The organism is Pseudomonas sp. E1MeOHC2 (genome assembly GCF_058745025.1).
Map to the genome: position 1 here is coordinate 5618166 of NZ_CP196675.1, position 16810 is coordinate 5634975.

13 protein-coding genes are annotated in these 16810 nt (G+C 64.7%); 1 reads left to right on the forward strand and 12 read right to left on the reverse strand.

The annotated features are described in order from the left end of the window. Positions 1 to 10 precede the first annotated feature (10 nt). From ACSSU5_RS25590 to ACSSU5_RS25600, 3 genes are all read right to left on the reverse strand, one after another. Entirely contained in the window at positions 11 to 313 is a 303-nt protein-coding gene (locus tag ACSSU5_RS25590) for an urease subunit gamma (protein WP_492560194.1), read from the reverse strand. A 10-nt stretch (positions 314 to 323) separates the two neighbouring features. Further along, a complete protein-coding gene (locus ACSSU5_RS25595; protein WP_264313047.1) occupies positions 324 to 1157 on the reverse strand; it encodes an urease accessory protein UreD in 834 nt (277 codons plus the stop codon). Positions 1158 to 1403: 246 nt separating this feature from the next. Beyond that, positions 1404 to 2318, reverse strand: coding sequence for a site-specific integrase (locus ACSSU5_RS25600; RefSeq protein ID WP_264313046.1), 915 nt, complete (start codon positions 2316 to 2318; stop codon positions 1404 to 1406). Between the two features lie 215 nt (positions 2319 to 2533). Here ACSSU5_RS25600 and ACSSU5_RS25605 point away from each other — a divergent pair, with 215 nt between their 5' ends. Then, a complete protein-coding gene (locus tag ACSSU5_RS25605; protein ID WP_492560195.1) occupies positions 2534 to 3715 on the forward strand; it encodes an NnrS family protein in 1182 nt (393 codons plus the stop codon). Here ACSSU5_RS25605 and ACSSU5_RS25610 read toward each other — a convergent pair. The 9 genes from ACSSU5_RS25610 to ACSSU5_RS25650 form a co-directional block, all read right to left on the reverse strand. Continuing rightward, positions 3712 to 5973 (reverse strand): ATP-dependent DNA helicase, encoded by a 2262-nt coding sequence (locus ACSSU5_RS25610; protein WP_492560196.1) that lies wholly within the window; start codon positions 5971 to 5973, stop codon positions 3712 to 3714. The genes ACSSU5_RS25605 and ACSSU5_RS25610 overlap by 4 nt on opposite strands. Next, entirely contained in the window at positions 5970 to 7619 is a 1650-nt protein-coding gene (locus ACSSU5_RS25615) for a VRR-NUC domain-containing protein (RefSeq protein ID WP_264313043.1), read from the reverse strand. Before ACSSU5_RS25615 ends, ACSSU5_RS25610 begins: the two co-directional genes overlap by 4 nt. 116 nt (positions 7620 to 7735) lie before the next feature. Further along, entirely contained in the window at positions 7736 to 9043 is a 1308-nt protein-coding gene (locus tag ACSSU5_RS25620; protein WP_264313917.1) for an MFS transporter, read from the reverse strand. Between the two features lie 99 nt (positions 9044 to 9142). After that, the gene (locus ACSSU5_RS25625) at positions 9143 to 10360 is read right to left on the reverse strand and encodes a fumarylacetoacetate hydrolase family protein (protein ID WP_492560197.1); all 1218 of its coding nucleotides are present in this window, start codon (positions 10358 to 10360) and stop codon (positions 9143 to 9145) included. A gap of 26 nt (positions 10361 to 10386) precedes the next feature. Next, a complete protein-coding gene (locus ACSSU5_RS25630) occupies positions 10387 to 11457 on the reverse strand; it encodes an Ldh family oxidoreductase (RefSeq protein ID WP_492560198.1) in 1071 nt (356 codons plus the stop codon). 16 nt (positions 11458 to 11473) lie between these two features. After that, complete coding sequence (locus ACSSU5_RS25635) at positions 11474 to 13054, reverse strand: aldehyde dehydrogenase (NADP(+)) (RefSeq protein WP_492560199.1); 1581 nt, start codon at positions 13052 to 13054, stop codon at positions 11474 to 11476. 35 nt (positions 13055 to 13089) lie between these two features. Beyond that, entirely contained in the window at positions 13090 to 14631 is a 1542-nt protein-coding gene (locus ACSSU5_RS25640) for a UxaA family hydrolase (protein ID WP_492560200.1), read from the reverse strand. 164 nt (positions 14632 to 14795) lie between these two features. Continuing rightward, positions 14796 to 15761 (reverse strand): LysR family transcriptional regulator, encoded by a 966-nt coding sequence (locus ACSSU5_RS25645; protein ID WP_264313038.1) that lies wholly within the window; start codon positions 15759 to 15761, stop codon positions 14796 to 14798. Between the two features lie 34 nt (positions 15762 to 15795). Further along, entirely contained in the window at positions 15796 to 16743 is a 948-nt protein-coding gene (locus ACSSU5_RS25650; protein ID WP_264313037.1) for a LysR family transcriptional regulator, read from the reverse strand. Positions 16744 to 16810: the final 67 nt, after the last annotated feature.

Sequence of the window (16810 nt, forward strand, 5' to 3'; positions counted from 1 at the left end):
CTGGCCGGTTTCAGACGATGGGGTCATGCACGGTCACCAGCTTGGTGCCATCCGGGAAGGTCGCCTCGACTTGCACGTCGGGGATCATTTCGGCGATGCCCGGCATGACCTGCTCGCGGCTTAGCACTTCACGGCCCAGGCTCATCAGCTCGGCCACCGTGCGGCCATCGCGGGCGCCTTCCAGCACTGCGGCACTGATCAACGCTACCGCTTCCGGGTAGTTGAGTTGCAGCCCGCGGGCCAGTCGCCGCTCCGCCAGTAGCGCGGTGGTGAACAGCAGCAGTTTGTCTTTCTCTCTCGGGGTCAGCTCCATGGCGCTTCTCTCAGGTAGCCCAGATACGCGGCGGGCATGCAGGCAGGCCGAGGACGGCCGGGCGCAGTACATGCCAGAGGCGTTGCAAGGTGTGTTGCAGGTGTTGGTTGTCGTGGTCGAGCAGACGGATCACCAGCAGCGACCCGATCAGGGTCGCGCCGGCGGGGTTGTCCAGCTCATCGAGCAACCCCCGGATGTCATCCAGCAACGCCGCGTCGGCAGGTGTGGCGCAGAAGGTGGCCACCAGCGGGTGCCCGGCGAGCTTGGCCAATTGCCCGCCTTCGATGCGCAGGCGCTCGTACAGGCCGGGGTCGTCGGGCAGTTCGATGTGCAAGCGGCTGTCGAGGGCACCCTGATCGAAACGCTCGTTCATGACCGGACGCCCCAGGCACAGGGTTTCCCAGGCCAGCAAGCGGGCGCCCGGCGCCAGGGTGAAACGGCTGTCGAGGCTGGCGCGGGCACCTGCGAAAAAAATGCTGTCCTGGGGCAGCCATTCCAGGGTGCTGTCGGCGGCGAGGTGAAAGCGTTGGGCCAGCCGCGCGGTCGGGCCAATGCTGCGGTAGAACTTGCTGGCGCCGGGCATGGTCAGCAACGCATGGCTGCCAGGTTCAAGGTGGATGTCGAGCTCCAGCCGGTCACCCGCGACGATGCCACCGGGCGGATGCAGCACATAGACATGGCACGGCGCGCCCTCAGGATAGAAAGGGCGCTGCACCAAAAGAGGTCCGAAATGCCGCCGCGCACCAAGGCGGGTCACACGGTCGCGTTGGATAAAACGCAACTGCAGGTGGGCACTCCAGCCTGCATCGTCTTGTTGTTGTTCGATCTGCTCCGCGAGCGACATCCTGCGGCCCCTGATATCCGTGGCCTGCTGGCCGTTTAGAGGGTCAGGCAGGCGGCGCTCAAGGGCTGCCAGCCTGACCACTCGATCAAATTCGCAGGCTGGACAAAGCAGGTTGCGGGCCAACTACGCTGGTGAACGAAGATGAAATCGTCAGCGCAGCCGCTCTGGCATCAGGCACACGGGGCTATGGCGCACAAAGCGAGGGCGCGCGAAGGCCCTGTTTCGGTGCCGGGTCAAAAGCCAGTTTCAATAATCGAAGCGGTCTACCGCCCGCCGCCGCTCGTTGTCATCCCGGCGGTCGTAACTGGCGGTGGTCTGGATATTGGCGTGGTGCGCAAGCTTCTGGGCAATCGACAGGTCGTGCTCTTCGATAACCCGGGTGATGAACGCGCGGCGAAAATCATGGGGCATGATCTTCACGCCCACCTGAGCACCGCGCTGTCGGGCAATGTAGTAGATCGCATGTTTGGTGATGCGTGCGCGGGTGATGTGGTTGCCGCGGCGAATACGGTTGAACAGAAACGCATCGTCGGATGCCCCCTCCGGCAAATCCTCGCGGCGCAGGTCCAGCCACGCCTGCAGCTTCTCGAACGCCCACGGCGGCGCGTACTTGATCAGTTGCCGGTTGCCCTTGCCCAACACCTGCAGGCTGCGGGCTTCGAAGTCCACCTGGTCCAGGTCGATGTCGACCGACTCCGACTTGCGCATACCGGTGCCATACAGCAAGGCAATAATCGCCGCGTCGCGAACGCCTTGCGGCCGGGGGTCGGCGGCGCACACATCCATCAACTCGCGGATCAGGCTGCGCCGCAGGTTGCGCCCCGGAGGCAGGCGGCTGCCGGTGGCCGGCTTGACCTCGCGAATTCTCAGCAACTGCTCGTGGTCGATCAGGCCCTGGCGCCACGCCTCGTTCATCACCCCACGGATGGCATTGACGTACAGCGATGAGCTGTTGGGGGCATAGCCGTCTTCGCGCAGCGCTGCGACCAGGGCGATCACGTGGCCGGGGTCGAGCCGGTGCCAAGGCACATCGACGATATTGCAGTCGGCAAAGCCCAGCCGGTCGGCGGCGTCCTGAAGGATGTAGCGCATGGTTTGCTGGCTGGAGGGGGCCAGACGGGCCATGTACTGCAGCAGGGGATTTTTTGAGAGATCGGTCACAACGTGAATCCTGTAACGACGCTTGGACCGGTACGGGGACAGGCAAAGCGCAAAGCGAGTCAATACGACATACAAACAAGTGCAAATGACAACAGCAAAGCGAGGTCATTCGGACTAGGCGCAGTGCCATCACCTTGATATTCAAGGGGTTTGAAGATGGCACGAATCGTGATCTTACCCCAATTGAAGCCCACTGAACGAAAGAAGGACCGCCCATGCTCGTGCAACCGATCGATGCTCGCCCGCGCCAGGCCGTCTGGGGCCTGGGTTTTCGCCCATTCTTCCTGGGCGGCACATTGTTTGCGCTGGTCGCCTTGCTGCTGTGGGCCGGCGTACTGGCCGGTGTGCTGGCCCCAAGCCCGCCCGGCGGCATGCTTGCCTGGCACCGGCATGAAATGCTGTACGGCTTTGCCGCCGCCATCGTCGCAGGCTTTCTGCTGACCGCCGTACAGAACTGGAGCGGCATCCCCGGCGTGAGTGGGCGAGCGTTGCAGGGCGTGTTCCTGCTCTGGCTGCTGGGCCGGGCGAGTTGGTTCCTGCCACTGCCAGGCAGTGTGCTGGTGCTGGTCCAGGGCAGCTTCCTGCCCCTGGTGGGCTTGGCCCTGGCCCGCCCGATCGTGCAACGCCGCTTGCGCAACAATTACCCCATCATCGGCCTGGTCTTGCTGATTGCCGCCTGCCAATGGCTGACGCTGGCAGGCTGGCTGCGTCAGGACGAGCTGTGGCAACGCCGAGGGGTGTTTGCCGGGTTATGGCTGGTGGCGGCGATGATGACCATGCTCGGGGGACGGGTCATTCCCTTCTTCACGCTTCGAGGGCTGGGCCACACCAGCCCCACCCCTGCCCGTCCGTGGCTGGATCGCGCTTGCCTGCTATTGAGCGTGGCGGTACCCCTGGCCTTTGCCACTGGGGCCGCCGACACACCACATGCCGGCCTCGGCATGCTGTTCGCCGGCCTGTTCGCCCTGCACGCTACCCGCCTCGTGCTCTGGCATGACCGAGGGCTGTGGCGCGTACCACTGCTGTGGTCGCTGCACCTGGCCTACGCCTGGATGGCAGCGGCTTGCCTGGGCATGGCACTGTGGCATGCCGGGGTAGCTGTCAATTTGAGCCTGGTGACCCATGCCTTGACCATCGGCGCCATGACCGGTTTGATCGTGGCGATGATGGCGCGGGTCAGCCTCGGGCACACTGGCCGGCCGCTCAAGGTGCCGAACCGCGTTGTCGGGGCCTTTGTACTGCTGCAACTGGCGGCGTTGGCGCGCGTCGTGTTGACGCTGTTCACGCCACTGGGGGTCAGCCTTTCCGTCCTCTGCTGGAGCCTGGCACTGCTGCTGTTTCTCTGGCATTACCTGCCGATCCTGCTTCGGCCAAGGGTGGACGGGATGCCGGGTTAATCCAGCGCCGTCCGCCACCAACCGGGGAACATCTGCTGCACTCGCGGTTCGGCGAAGCGTTCGTCGATCAGCACCAGCACGCCTTGGTCTTGATCACCACGAATGACCCGGCCTGCGGCCTGAATGACCTTTCGCACACCCGGATAGAGGTAGGCGTAGTCAAAACCTGCGCCAAACTGACGCCCCAGGCGCTGCTTGAACTGCTCGTTGACGGGGTTGACCTGGGGCAACCCGAGGGTAGCGACAAACGCTCCGATCAAACGGGTGCCGGGCAAATCCACGCCTTCTCCGAAGGCGCCACCCAGCACCGCGAAGCCAACCCCGCGGCCGTGGGCCACGAAACGGTCGAGAAACGCCTGACGCGCCGCTTCGTCCATGCCAGCTGCCTGGGCCCAAAGGGGAATGTGGCCATGCCGCTCAGCCAGCAAGCCGGCCACCTGTTGCAGGTATTCAAAGCTGCTGAAGAACGCCAGGTAATTACCGGGCATGCGTTGATACTGCTCGGCGATCAGCTCGACGATCGGCGCCAGCGAGGCCTGGCGCTCTCGGTAACGGGTGGAAACCTGGCTAGCGATACGCACCTCAAGCTGTTCGGCGCGAAACGGCGCCGCCACTTCCAGCCAGGCCGTGTCAGCCGGCATGCCGAGCAGGTCACTGTAGAAATGCCGAGGGCTCAGCGTGGCGGAAAACAGCGTCACGCTGCGCGCCGCCTGCATGCGCGGCGCCAGCAGCCGCGCCGGGTTGACGTTGCGCAGGCACAGGGTCGCCAGCCGCCGCTTGCGCAGGCCTTCGCGCTGGCTGATGTCGAACATGAAATGCTCGTCGAACAGCTCAGCCACCCGGCTGAACTGCAGCGCCTGGTAGAAGAACTGCAGCACGTGCGCATCCACCTCGGCAGGTGCCTGGTTCAAACGTTCCTGGATCAGCCCGATGCACTGCTGCAAGGCGCGTATGAAGGCATCCGGCAACTGTTCGCTAGCCTGATACGGCGCGCGCTGCTCTTTGTACAACGCGTTCCACTGCCGATTGAGGCGGTCCAGCGCACTGACCAGCCCCTGCGGTTTGCGCTGGCGCAAGGCAAGCAACTGGCCTTGATCGAGGCTGGCGCTGTACATGCCGCGACCGCGCTCGACCAGGTTGTGCGCTTCGTCCACCAGTACCGCCACCCGCCATTGGTTGGCCTGGGCCAGGCTGAACAGCAAGGCATGGGCGTCGAAGTAATAGTTGTAATCGGCCACCACCAGGTCCACCCAGCGGGCCATTTCCTGGCCCAGGTAATAGGGGCATACCTGATGCGCCAAGGCCACCTCGCGCAGGCTGGCGCGGTCCAGCAAAGGCAGCCCCGCTGCCGCCTCGCGCGCGGCGGGCAGGCGGTCGTAGAAGCCTTGCGCCAAGGGGCAGGACTCACCATGGCAGGCCTTGTCGGGGTGTTCGCACGCTTTGTCGCGGGCAATCAGCTCCAAGGTGCGCAAGGCCGGTTGCGGCGTGGCATCGGTGATCTGGCGCATGGCATCGAGGGCCAGCGCCCGGCCTGGCGTCTTGGCCGTCAGGAAGAACACTTGGTCGAGCTGCTGCGGCACCATCGCCTTGAGCAGCGGGAACAAGGTACCCAAGGTCTTGCCGATACCGGTACTGGCCTGGGCCATCAGGCAGCGGCCGGTGCTCACGGCCTTGTACACGGTCTCGGCCAACTGCCGCTGGCCCTGGCGAAACTGTGCATAGGGGAACCCCAGCGCCTGCAAAGTGCGGTCACGCTCGGCCAGACGCCCTTGCTGACGCTGGGCCCAGAGCAGAAAGCAGCGGCACTGGGTTGCAAAGAAGGCTTGCAGCTCGGCGGCACTGTGGCGCTCGCTGATCAGCGTCTGGCCGTCGCTGTCCACGTCCAGGTACACCAGGGCCACCTCGATGGCGGGCAATTGCCGCGTCTGGCACATCAGCCAGGCGTAGACCTTGGCCTGCGCCCAGTGCAACTGACGATGGTTGGCGGGCTGGCGCGAGAGGTCGCCACGGTAGGTCTTGATCTCTTCCAGGCGATTGCAAGTGGGGTCGTAGCCGTCGGCGCGGCCACGCACCCTGAGGCTTTCGAACTGGCCTTCGAGGGCAATTTCCGACTCATAGCCAGCCGCGCGCTTGGCCACCACCCGCTGATGCCCCTCGATGCCTTCCTGGGCCGTGGGCGACGGGGTAAAGCGTAGGTCCAGGTCGCCGACCTTGGCACTGAACTCGCACAGGGCGCGCACGGCCACGCTGTAGCTCACGCCGCCTCGCTCCAACGCACATGGCACACCGCCACGGGCAAACCCTGCGCGCGGCAGAATTCCAGCCAGCGCAGCTGATTGTCTTGCAGGCGGTCGCCCGGCCCCTTTACCTCGACCATGCGGTAGCCGCCCTGCTCGGGCCAGAACTGGATCAGGTCGGGCATCCCGGCGCGGTTGTTGCGGATGTCCTGCAACAGGCGCAGGAAGCACTGTTTCAGATGCGCGGGCGGCAAGCAGGCCAGTGCCTGTTCGAGCAAGGTGTCGCTAAGCATGGGCCAGAACACGAACGGCGACTGCAGGCCTTGCTTGGCGGCATAGCAGTCGAGAATGGCCTGGCGGTGGCTGCCATCGTCGAGCCGCCCCAGGCAGCGCTCGAACAGTGCGCTGCGCCGTTGCTGGAAGTCGCTGTCGTGCAGGTCCTGGGGCGCAGCCTGGAACGGGTTGAAAAAGGCGCCCGGTACCGGTGCGAAAATCGCCTCCCAGCACAACAGACCGAACAGGCTGTTGAACAGCGTGTTTTCCACGTAATGGGCCTGCCCTCCGGCCTCGGCCAAGTGCTGGCGCACCGCCTCTTCCACGCCCAGGGCAGCCTGTTCGCGCGGCAGTTCAAGCTCGATCAATTGCACGTGCTCGGCACGCTGGCGCCGTTGCGGCGGGCCACCGAGCTTGCGCGCCAGGCGCGGCAACATGCGTTCGAGCGCCTGCACCTCCAGCGCGTTGGCCGGGGCCGCCGCCAGTTGCAGCGCGAGCGCATGGGCCTGAGGCCACTGTTCGCTGCGTTCCAGTACACGCACCTGGCGGATGCGCGCCTGGGCGTGGCTGCACTGGCTATAAACGGCCATGGCCTGGTCCCAGTCGCCCTGGCGCTCGCATTGCTGGCCCAGGGCGAACAGCAGGCGCGCATGGCGACGGGCCAGCCAGGGGTTGTCACTGTGCAGCCCCGCCATGGCATCCAGGATCGACAGCGGGTCATCGCCCTGCTCCAACCGCTCGGCGCACTGGTGCAAGGCCATGGCCAAGTCGACCTCGGCGCGCTGGCGCAGGGCCCGCGAATCGGTGCTGAAAGGCACGTGTTCGTAGCGCAGCAAGCCAAGGTCGGCGAGCACGAAGTCCGACCAGTCCTGGTACAGGTTGCCGAAGAACAACAGGCGCATGCGGTCACACAGCGGTTGCAGGCACCACTGGAGAATGCGCACGTCGCTACCGGGAAACCACTGCGCCAACGGCCTGGCCGTCAGCCCCAAGGGTTGAAGTTGCGCGAGCAGGTCATGTTTGCTGGCGCGTGGCCGGCTCAACTGCCCGGCGAAGCACTGCGCAAGCTCGTCCTTGCGCAGCAGGGCGAACAGCTGCTCCAGTTGCAGTTGCGCAGGCTCCCGGACCCAACCCAGCGCCTGCAACGGCTGCAAGGCCTGCGCGGTATCACCGACCTCGGCATACGTAAGCTTGTCACTGCGAAACAACTCGCCCTTGCGCATGACCATGCGCACCATCAAGGCCTGCGCCCGCGCGTCCAATTGCGCAAACGCCTGGATGAACGCCAGCTCCTGTTCGTCGAGCAGGTCGTCATAGCGCTGCTCGACCCAGAGCAGCACCTGGCGGAAGTTGTGCAGGTAGTAGAGCGGGTCGTCGACGGAATGGGCGATCACGAGGCGAAGTCGGGCAGTGAATGTGGGTACTGGTTATACATACAGACAGCCGCAACTGACAAGTGCCGTAGGTCCAGTTGCGCTGCCAGGCCGCTCCTACAAGGGCTAATCCAGGGCTATTCGGTAACTCCGACCATCGCCCCCGCCTCGGCCTTGGTACTGCCAATTGGCGCCTTCAGCAGCAGGAAGTACGCCACCGCCGAACACAGTGCCACGATCGCACTGATCATGAAGGCCGTGTTGAACGAGCCCGAGTACTGGATGCTGAAGCCGGTGACAATCGGTGCCACGGAGCCTGCGATGTAGCCGCCGAAGTTCTGGATCGAGCCAAACGACGCCACCCGTGGGCTGTCGACGATGGTGTTGACGATCATCCATGCGGTGGCACTGGCCATGTTGATGCTGAACAGCGCCAGGCACAGCAGGATCACACAGCCGGTCAGGCCGCTGACGTAGGACAGCGGCAAGGTGAACAACGCCGCCAGCACCAGGCCGGTGATGACGCTGAACTTGCGACTGCCAAGGATGCTCATGCCGCGTTTGACCAAGAGGTCGCAGAAGCGTCCGGCGACGATTGTGCCCGCCGCGCCAAAGCCGTAGGCCAGCGATACCACCCAGGCGGTCTTGTACAGGTCTAGCCCGTGTTCACGCTCGAAGTAGCCGGGCAGCCAGGTCAGGTGCAGCCAGAGCATGTAGATCACGCCCATGAAGCCCAGTACCGCACCCCAGGTGCTGCGATGCTTGAACAGGTCGAGCCAGCCAGCAAAGTACGAGGCCTTGGGTGCCTGCGGGTTTGCCGCGAGTATCGGTTGCTGGTGCTCGTTCGGCAGCGGTTTGCCTTCAGCGGCGAGCTCGGCCAGGTACTGCGCCTTGCTCTTGTAGAAGGTCAGCCAGCACACCGCCAGCACCACACCGATCAGGCCGGTGATGATGAACATGCCGCGCCAGCCGAAATTGACCATGAACAGGGTCAACAAAGGTGGCGCCAGGCAGGGGCCCAGGCACGTCGAGGACCAGACGATACCGGTCGGGGTACCCCGCTCGTTGGCGTCGAACCATTCGGACAAGGCCTTGGCCGCCGAAGGGAACATCGGCGCCTCGCCAATCCCCAGCAACACACGCAATCCCATGAAGCCGGCAAAACTGTTGACCATGCCGAAGGTGGCCTGGGCCACCGACCAGGCCAGCAACGAGGCGCCCAGGGCGATCTTGCTGCCCAGGCGGTCGATGATCATGCCCATCGGCAACTGGGCAAAGGCATAGGCGATGGAGAAGGCCGACAACAAAATGCCCATCTGCGAGGGGCTGATCATCATGTCTTTCTGGATCGAGGTGTTGGCAATCGACAGCGCACTACGGTCCAGGTAGTTGACGATGCCGATCAACAGCAGGAAGACAACGGTGAGGCGCTGATACTTCTTCATAGGGTTCATTTGATGGCCTTTATTATTATTGTTGCAGCGCGGTCAGCGCCTTGGCGATCCGTCGATCCTGTTGCGTTCATCCCTGGAGTGCGACAACCCTCAAGGTTGCCGCGCCGTCACCGCCGCCTCCAGCAGGCCGCGCCGGCTCAGGCTGTCAATCAGCGCACGCAGGCCGAAGCCCCACTGCGGCGCCTGGTCGCTGGTGGTCACGCGGTTGCACAGGGTGCCCAGTTGCGCGTTGCTGATGGCGACCAGGTCGCCTTGCTTGTGGGTAAAGCCATTGCCTGGTTGGTCGCGGTCCTGCTTGGGCGCGAACAAGGTACCGAGAAACAGCACCAGCCCGTCGGGGTACTGGTGGTTTTCGTTGAGGGTTTGCTGCACCAGGTCCTGTGGGTCGCGGCTGATCTGGCGCATGGAGCTGCGGCCAGAAAGGATGAAGCCATCCTGCCCTTCGACACGCAGGTCCACTTCGGCGTTACGCACATCGTCCAGGCTGAAGCTTTCGTCGAACAGGCGCAGCAATGGCCCCAGCGAGGTGGAGGCGTTGTTGTCCTTGGCCTTGGACAGCAGCAAGGCACTGCGCCCCTCGAAGTCGCGCAGGTTGACATCGTTGCCAAGCATGGCGCCCTTGATGCTGCCGTCGCTCGATACCGCCAGTACCACTTCCGGCTCTGGGTTGTTCCAGCTCGACTTGGGGTGGATACCGATGTCGGCGCCATGCCCGACCGCCGACAGTGGCTGCGCCTTGGTGAACACTTCGGCGTCTGGGCCGATGCCCACTTCCAGGTATTGCGACCACAAGCCCTGCTCCACCAAAACCTTGCGCAGCGCTTCGGCCTGGGCAGAACCTGGGATGATCTGCGAGAGGTCCGCACCGATGCGGCTGGCCAGGGTATCGCGGATGGCATCGGCCTTGGCCGGGTCGCCTTTGGCCTGCTCTTCCACGACCCGCTCCAGCAGGCTGGCGGCGAAGGTGACGCCGGCGGCCTTGACTGCTTGCAGGTCGATCGGAGCCAGCAGCCAGGGCAAGCGTGCGTCACGTTGGCTGGGGTCGCTGTTGCCGAGCAGGGCCGGTAACTCGATCAACGCCTCGGCCAACGGCAGCGAGCGCAGGTAAGCCACCGGATCGGCCACTTCGAGCAACGCTGAAACGGTCGCCACATGGGCGCTGATATCGTGCACGGCGCCGGCCTTGACCAGTACCACGGCTGGGCCTTGATCCGGCAGCCAGACCCGCCCGACCCAACTGCCGGTGTCGAACACGGCGAGGTCGTGGCTCAGTTGCAGCGGTGGGTTGGCGTTCGATTGGTCTGTCATGTGTGCACCCTTGTTGTCATTGTCATTCATTGGGAAAGCGCTTGCGAAAGTGCCGTCAGCTGCAACTGCCCAGCCAGCTGGTCAAGGTCAGCGACCACGTGCGCCGACAAGCTCACCCCCTCCTCCAAGGCTTGCCGGCGCCAGGCTAGGCCGGCCTGCCCAGGCAGGCGCACCGGGCGCGCGGGGTCTACCGGGCGGCTGGCGAGGATCAGCCGGCCAAGGAAGCTGGTTTCGTCCGTGAACGCTTGCAGGCCGCCGAAAAAGCGCGGGTCGATGACCACAGCAGTGGCCGAGGCGCCCCACTGCTCTGGCGCGTCCTTGCGGCCATGCCCGGCCAGGCCCGAAGTCAGCGCCTCGACCAGAATCGCCAAGGCAAAGCCCTTGTGGCCAAAGGCCTGGCCGCCCAGTGGCAGGATGCTGCCCTGGGGGCTGGTGAAGAAGTCGCTCGGGTCGTCGCTCAGGTGCCCATCGTTGCTCATCAGCACCGGGTGCGGCAGCCGGCTGCCAGCATCACGGCACTGCCCCACCAGGCCGAGGGTGACCGTGGACATGCTCACATCCAGCAGAATCGGCTCCCCCTGGGTCGGTATGCCAGCGGCAATCGGATTGGGCGTGAACACCGGGTCCACGCCGCCATGGGCACAGACCAGCCCCACCGATGGGTCGGAGGAGTACACCATCGCCACCAGGCCACGGTCGGTGTAGGGCTTGAGGTAAGCCGCCAGGCAGCCGATGTGCGCAGCCCGGCGTACTGCCGCGATACCGATGCCCTGTTCACCGGCGCCTTTGGCCGCGCAGTCGAGGGCACGGCTGACGCAGTACGGGCCAAGCACGTAGTGGCCGTCGAACAGGCTGGAAACGCCACTGTCCGACACGTGCTCCAGCGCCTGGGCCTGCGCCTTGACCTGGCCGCTGAGCATGCCGCCGATATAGCGGCTGACCAGGTTCAGGCCGTGGGTGCGATGGCCCAACAGTTCACCTTCGAGCAACACCTGGGTCACCACCTGGGCGACCTCGGCATCGGCACCGGCGTTTTCAAACAGTTGCTCGACGAACGCAGTGAGCGCCTGCACATCAAAGCGTCTGGTTTGCGTCATGCCTGTCACTCCGCGGTCAGTTCAGGGCAGCGGTGCTTGGCTTGCCGTCCACCAGGCGCTGGATGCCCAGCGGGTTGGCGTTCTGCAAGGCCGCGGGCAGCAACGCGTCCGGTACGTTCTGGTAGCACACCGGGCGTAGGAAGCGGTCGATGGCCAGGGTGCCGACCGAGGTGCCGCGCGCGTCCGAGGTGGCCGGGTACGGGCCACCGTGGACCATGGCGTCACACACCTCGACACCCGTGGGGTAGCCATTAAGCAGCACGCGGCCGACCTTCACTTCCAACTCACCCAGCAAGTAGCCGTAGGCCGCAAGGTCGGCGTCGTCCGCCAGCAAGGTGGCAGTCAGTTGGCCGCGCAAGGCCGAGACTGCGCGTGACAGCTCGGCTTCATCGGCCACCTGGACCACCACCGTGCACGGGCCGAAGACTTCTTCCTGAAGCAGCTCGTCATGCGCCAGCAGCAGGCTGACATCGGCCTCGAACAGGTGCGGCTGGGCCTGGTTACCCTGTTGCGCCTGGCCACTCAACAGCTTGACCCCAGGGTGGGCAATCAAGGCCTGAAGGCCCTTGCCATAGCTGCCCAAGGTGCCGGCGTTGAGCATCGTCTGCGGCGCTTGCTCGGCCATGTGCCCGGCCAACTGCTCGACAAAGGCACTGAACGCCGGCGAGCGAATGCCCAGGACCAAGCCCGGGTTGGTGCAGAACTGACCACAGCCCTGCACCACCGAAGCGGTGAGTTCCTTGGCCAGTTGTGCGCCGCGAGAGGCCAAGGCCTGTGGCAGTACCAGCACCGGGTTGATGCTCGACATTTCGGCGAACACCGGAATCGGCTGCGGCCTTGCCGCCGCCATGTCGCACAGCGCACGCCCACCCTTGAGCGAACCGGTGAAACCCACTGCCTGGATGCCGGGGTGCTTGACCAGCGCCTCGCCAACCCCGCCACCGAAGATCATGTTGAACACGCCGGCCGGCATGCCCGTGCGCTCAGCGGCACGGATCAGTGCTTCGGCCACCCGCTCGGCGGTGGCCATGTGGCCGCTGTGGGCCTTGAAGACCACCGGGCAACCGGCCGCCAGGGCCGCTGCGGTGTCGCCACCGGCCGTGGAGAACGCCAGCGGGAAGTTGCTGGCACCGAACACCGCCACCGGGCCTACGCCTATGCGGTACTGGCGCAAGTCCGGGCGTGGCAAAGGCGTACGGGCAGGCAGCGCCTGGTCGATTCGGGCGCCGTAGAAGTCGCCACGGCGCAGCACCTGGGCAAACAGGCGCATCTGCCCGCTGGTGCGCCCGCGCTCACCCTGAATACGGGCAGTGGGCAGGGCCGTTTCCTGGCAGGTCAAGGCAATGAAGTCTTCGCCGAGGGCGTCGAGCTCGTCGGCAATGGCCTCCAGGAACTCGGCGCGGCGCACCGCTGGCAGGTTACGAAACAGCGGGAAGGCCGCGGTGGCCGCGCCCACGGCGTTGTCGACTTCGGCCAGGGTGGCCTGATGGAAGCCGCCTGGCAGGCGCTCGCCGGTGTGGGCGTCAACGCTGTAGACCAGGGCCTGGCCCAACGCGCTGCGCTGACCGGCGATGAAGTTGTATCCGCTAACGTGCATAAAGGGTTGCCTCACATTCAGGAATGGGCTGTCGATCAGGTCACGGCACCGATCTGCCAGGGTACGAACTCGTTCTGCCCGTAGCCGTGCTGTTCGCTTTTGCTGCGCGCGCCGGACGCGATGCGCAGCATGTGTTCGAAGATGTACGCGCCGCGCTCTTCGATGCTGGTAGAGCCGTCGGCGATGCCACCGCAGTTGACGTCCATGTCTTCTTCCTGGTGCTCGAACACCCGGTTGTTGGTCGCCAATTTGATGGACGGTGCCGGCGCGCAGCCATAGGCCGAGCCGCGGCCAGTGGTGAAGGCGATCAGGTTGGCACCGCCCGCGACCTGGCCGGTGGCCGAGACCGGGTCGTAGCCCGGCGTGTCCATGAACACCAGGCCGTGGGCCCGTACCGCTTCGGCGTACTGGTAGACGTCGACCAGGTTGCTGGAACCGGCCTTGGCCACCGCACCCAACGACTTCTCGAGGATGGTGGTCAGGCCACCCGCCTTGTTGCCGGCCGAGGGGTTGTTGTTCAGTTCAGCGTTCATGCGCTGGCAGTAGTCTTCCCACCAGTGGATGCGCGCCACCAGCTTCTCGCCGACTTCGCGGCTCACGGCGCGGCGGGTCAGTAGGTGCTCGGCGCCATAGATTTCTGGCGTTTCGGAAAGAATCGCGGTGCCACCGGCCGCCACCAGGCGGTCGACGGCATTGCCCAAGGCCGGGTTGGCAGTGATCCCCGAGTAGCCATCGGAGCCGCCACATTGCAGGCCTACGATCAGGTGGCGCGCACTGACCGGCTCGCGTTCGACCTGGTTGGCCTGGGCCAGCAGCGCCTTGACCTGCTCGATGCCGGCGGCGATGGTCTTCGAGGTACCGCCAATCCCTTGAATGGTGAAGGCGCGCAGTTGTGTGCTGGTGGTCAGCCCCTGGGTCTCCAGCAGGCTTTCGATCTGGTTGGTTTCGCAGCCCAGGCCGATGATCAGCACGGCGGCGAAATTGGGGTGTACGGCGTACCCCGCCAGGGTGCGGCGCAACAGGCCCAGGGCCTCACCGGCGGGGTCCACCGCGCAGCCGGCGCCGTGGGTCAAGGCCACCACGCCATCGATGTTCGGGTAGTCAGCCAGCGCTTCGGGGTGAATATCGCGGCGAAAATGGTCGGCCACGGCACGGGCCACGGTCGCCGAGCAGTTCACCGAGGTGAGGATGCCAATGTAGTTGCGGGTGGCTACCCGGCCATCGGCACGCACAATACCTTGGAACACCGCCTCGGCGCCCGGCGTACTACGAACATCGACGCCAAAGGCATAGTCACGGGCAAAATCACCCATCTGCACGTTGTGCACGTGTACATGGTCGCCAGCGTCGATGGCCTGCGAAGCAAAACCGATGATCTGGCCATAGCGGCGCAGCGGCTGGCCCTGCTCCACGCGCTGCGTGGCGACTTTATGGCCCGACGGGATCGCCTGGCGCACGGTGATCGCCTCAGCGTCCAGGCGCAGGCCTTCAGGCAGGGCCTGGCGGGCGATAAGTACGTTGTCCAGCGGGTTGAGGCGGATGACGGCAAGGTCACCGGATCGGGCAATCAGTTGCATGGGACCTCTCAGGGCGGTGCGGCTGACTTCTTGTTATGGCGACGCCCGTTCGATGCCGGGCGAATCTGCGACCACTGTAAGAAGCCTTGCGCAACATTCCCAATGAGATGATCCGATCACGCGATAACCCAGGGTTATCAATACCGCCTATCGGCTACGATTTATCAATCGCTTGTTATGCCCTGTGCGGCACGTCGTTGCTGCGCGAAGTCGAGCAGAATATCGACGAACTCACGCGCCGAAGGGGTCAATGGCTCATCCTTGCGGGTGACGATGCCGTACTCCAGCGCAGGCAGGTGCAAGGGGCTCTGCAGCTCCTTGAACTGGCCGCTGTTCAGTTGGGCGGCAACCATGGACCTGGGCAACATGGCGATCATCGGGCCTGATTGCAGCAACTGCAGGAACATCGGCATCGAGATGGTCTCGACGCTGTCGGCGGGTGTGGCAATGCCGGCAACCCTGAAGGCCTGTTCCAGGCGGTTGCGGATCGGCGTGCCCACCGGGTACAGCACCCACGGCCAATCGCCCAGTGCTTCCAGTGGAGTGCTGGCGAGGTCATTGAGCGGGTGGCGGCTGTTGACCACCAGGCTGAAAGGTTCGGGTTCCAGCGGCTGGTAGTCGAACAACTGGCTGAAGCGCTCTTCGGTGAAGCGGCCGATCATGATGTCGAGCTTGTTCTGCTCCAGCATGGCCAGCAGATGATCACTGGAGTGCTCCACCACCTCGATCGACAGCAGCGGGCTGCGCGCCTTGATGGCGGCAATGGCCTGAGGCAGCACCACAGGGGTGGCCGCAAAAATACCGCCCACCCGGATAAACCCGTGGCCGCCCTTGCGCAGCCGGTTGACCTGGTCGACAAACTGCTGCGAGTCACCCAACACCCCCTGGGCGTAGCGCACCACATACTCGCCAAGCTCGGTAGGCGGCATGCTGCGAGGCAGGCGCTCGAACAAGGCGAAGCCGAACTGCTCTTCGAGGTCGCGCAGCATCTTGCTCAGGGCCGGCTGGCTTAGGTTCATCCGGGTGGCGGTGGCGTGCATGTTGCGGGTACGTGCCAGGGTGTCGATCAGCACCAGGTGCTTGAAACGGACCCAGTTGCAGAAGCTGGAATGGGTAATGTCCGACGGCATCAGAGGGCAACCTCGAAAAGGTCCAAAGGCATGGCTATTGTGTGCGCAGGTAGTGCAGCAGCCGGTCCAGGGCCACGGAGTGGGGCCGCGAGCGCAGGGTCAGCAAGCCCAGGTTGGCCATCGTGATCGGCAGCTCCACCGGCAGGATCGCCACCATGGCGTAGCGCGCATAATGCTCGGCCACATCATTGGGCACCACCGCAATCATTTCGGAGGCTTCCAGCATCGCGGTGGTGGCCAGGATCGAGGCGGTTTCGACGATGTCCAGCGATTGCACCATGCCGCCCGCCTGCAAGGCACTTTCGACTCGACGGCGCATGGGGCTGCCGATGGGGTGCAGGATCCAGGTCAGGGCCACCAGGTCTGCCAGTTGCAACGCCTTGGCGTTGGCCAGGGGGTGACCGGCGCGGGCGATCACGCGCATCTGCTCACCGCCTTCGAACAGTTCGATGTTCAGGTCCTGGCTGTCGCTCTGGTCCGGCAAACGCCCAACCACCATGTCGAAATCACCGCGCAACAGGGCGGGCAACAAGGTGTCGCTGGTGCCGACTTCAAGCGAGATACGCACCTTGGGGTGGTCGCGCTTGTAGGCCAACACCGCCTTGGTCAGCAAACCGGGCACCGGCCCCATGACACTGCCCACCCGTACCAGGCCCATGGCGCCGCGCGCCAGCTCGGCGATCTGTGCCTGGGCATGCTCGAATTCATGCAGCGCGTTCTGGGCATAGCGGATCATCACCTCGCCATACAGCGTCGGCTGCATGCCACGCGGCAGGCGCTCGAACAGGCGCACGCCCAGGCGCTCTTCCAGCTGCTGCAAGAGCAAACTGGCCGCCGGTTGCGTGGTGTGCATGGCAGCGGCGGCGCGGCGCAGGTTGCCGAACTCGCCCAAGGCGTTGAGCAAGGTGATCTGGCGGCTGGAAATTTTCAAGGTGCCTAGGTTTTGCGCCAGTGCTGGGCTGTCTGCGGGCATCTTAGACATATCAATTCCGATATCCCTACTTAGGAATTGGCGATTATGCCTATATCGCTCGACAACCTACAGTCGG

Bases quoted from the DNA above. Each gene is read 5' to 3' on its own strand.
- ACSSU5_RS25640 (WP_492560200.1), bottom strand. From the start codon at position 14,631: ATGCAACTGATTGCCCGATCCGGTGACCTTGCCGTCATCCGCCTCAAC.
- ACSSU5_RS25635 (WP_492560199.1), bottom strand. From the start codon at position 13,054: ATGCACGTTAGCGGATACAACTTCATCGCCGGTCAGCGCAGCGCGTTG.
- ACSSU5_RS25630 (WP_492560198.1), bottom strand. From the start codon at position 11,457: ATGACGCAAACCAGACGCTTTGATGTGCAGGCGCTCACTGCGTTCGTC.
- ACSSU5_RS25645 (WP_264313038.1), bottom strand. From the start codon at position 15,761: ATGCCGTCGGACATTACCCATTCCAGCTTCTGCAACTGGGTCCGTTTC.
- ACSSU5_RS25605 (WP_492560195.1), top strand. From the start codon at position 2,534: ATGCTCGTGCAACCGATCGATGCTCGCCCGCGCCAGGCCGTCTGGGGC.
- ACSSU5_RS25595 (WP_264313047.1), bottom strand. From the start codon at position 1,157: ATGTCGCTCGCGGAGCAGATCGAACAACAACAAGACGATGCAGGCTGG.
- ACSSU5_RS25625 (WP_492560197.1), bottom strand. From the start codon at position 10,360: ATGACAGACCAATCGAACGCCAACCCACCGCTGCAACTGAGCCACGAC.
- ACSSU5_RS25620 (WP_264313917.1), bottom strand. From the start codon at position 9,043: ATGAAGAAGTATCAGCGCCTCACCGTTGTCTTCCTGCTGTTGATCGGC.
- ACSSU5_RS25590 (WP_492560194.1), bottom strand. From the start codon at position 313: ATGGAGCTGACCCCGAGAGAGAAAGACAAACTGCTGCTGTTCACCACC.
- ACSSU5_RS25650 (WP_264313037.1), bottom strand. From the start codon at position 16,743: ATGTCTAAGATGCCCGCAGACAGCCCAGCACTGGCGCAAAACCTAGGC.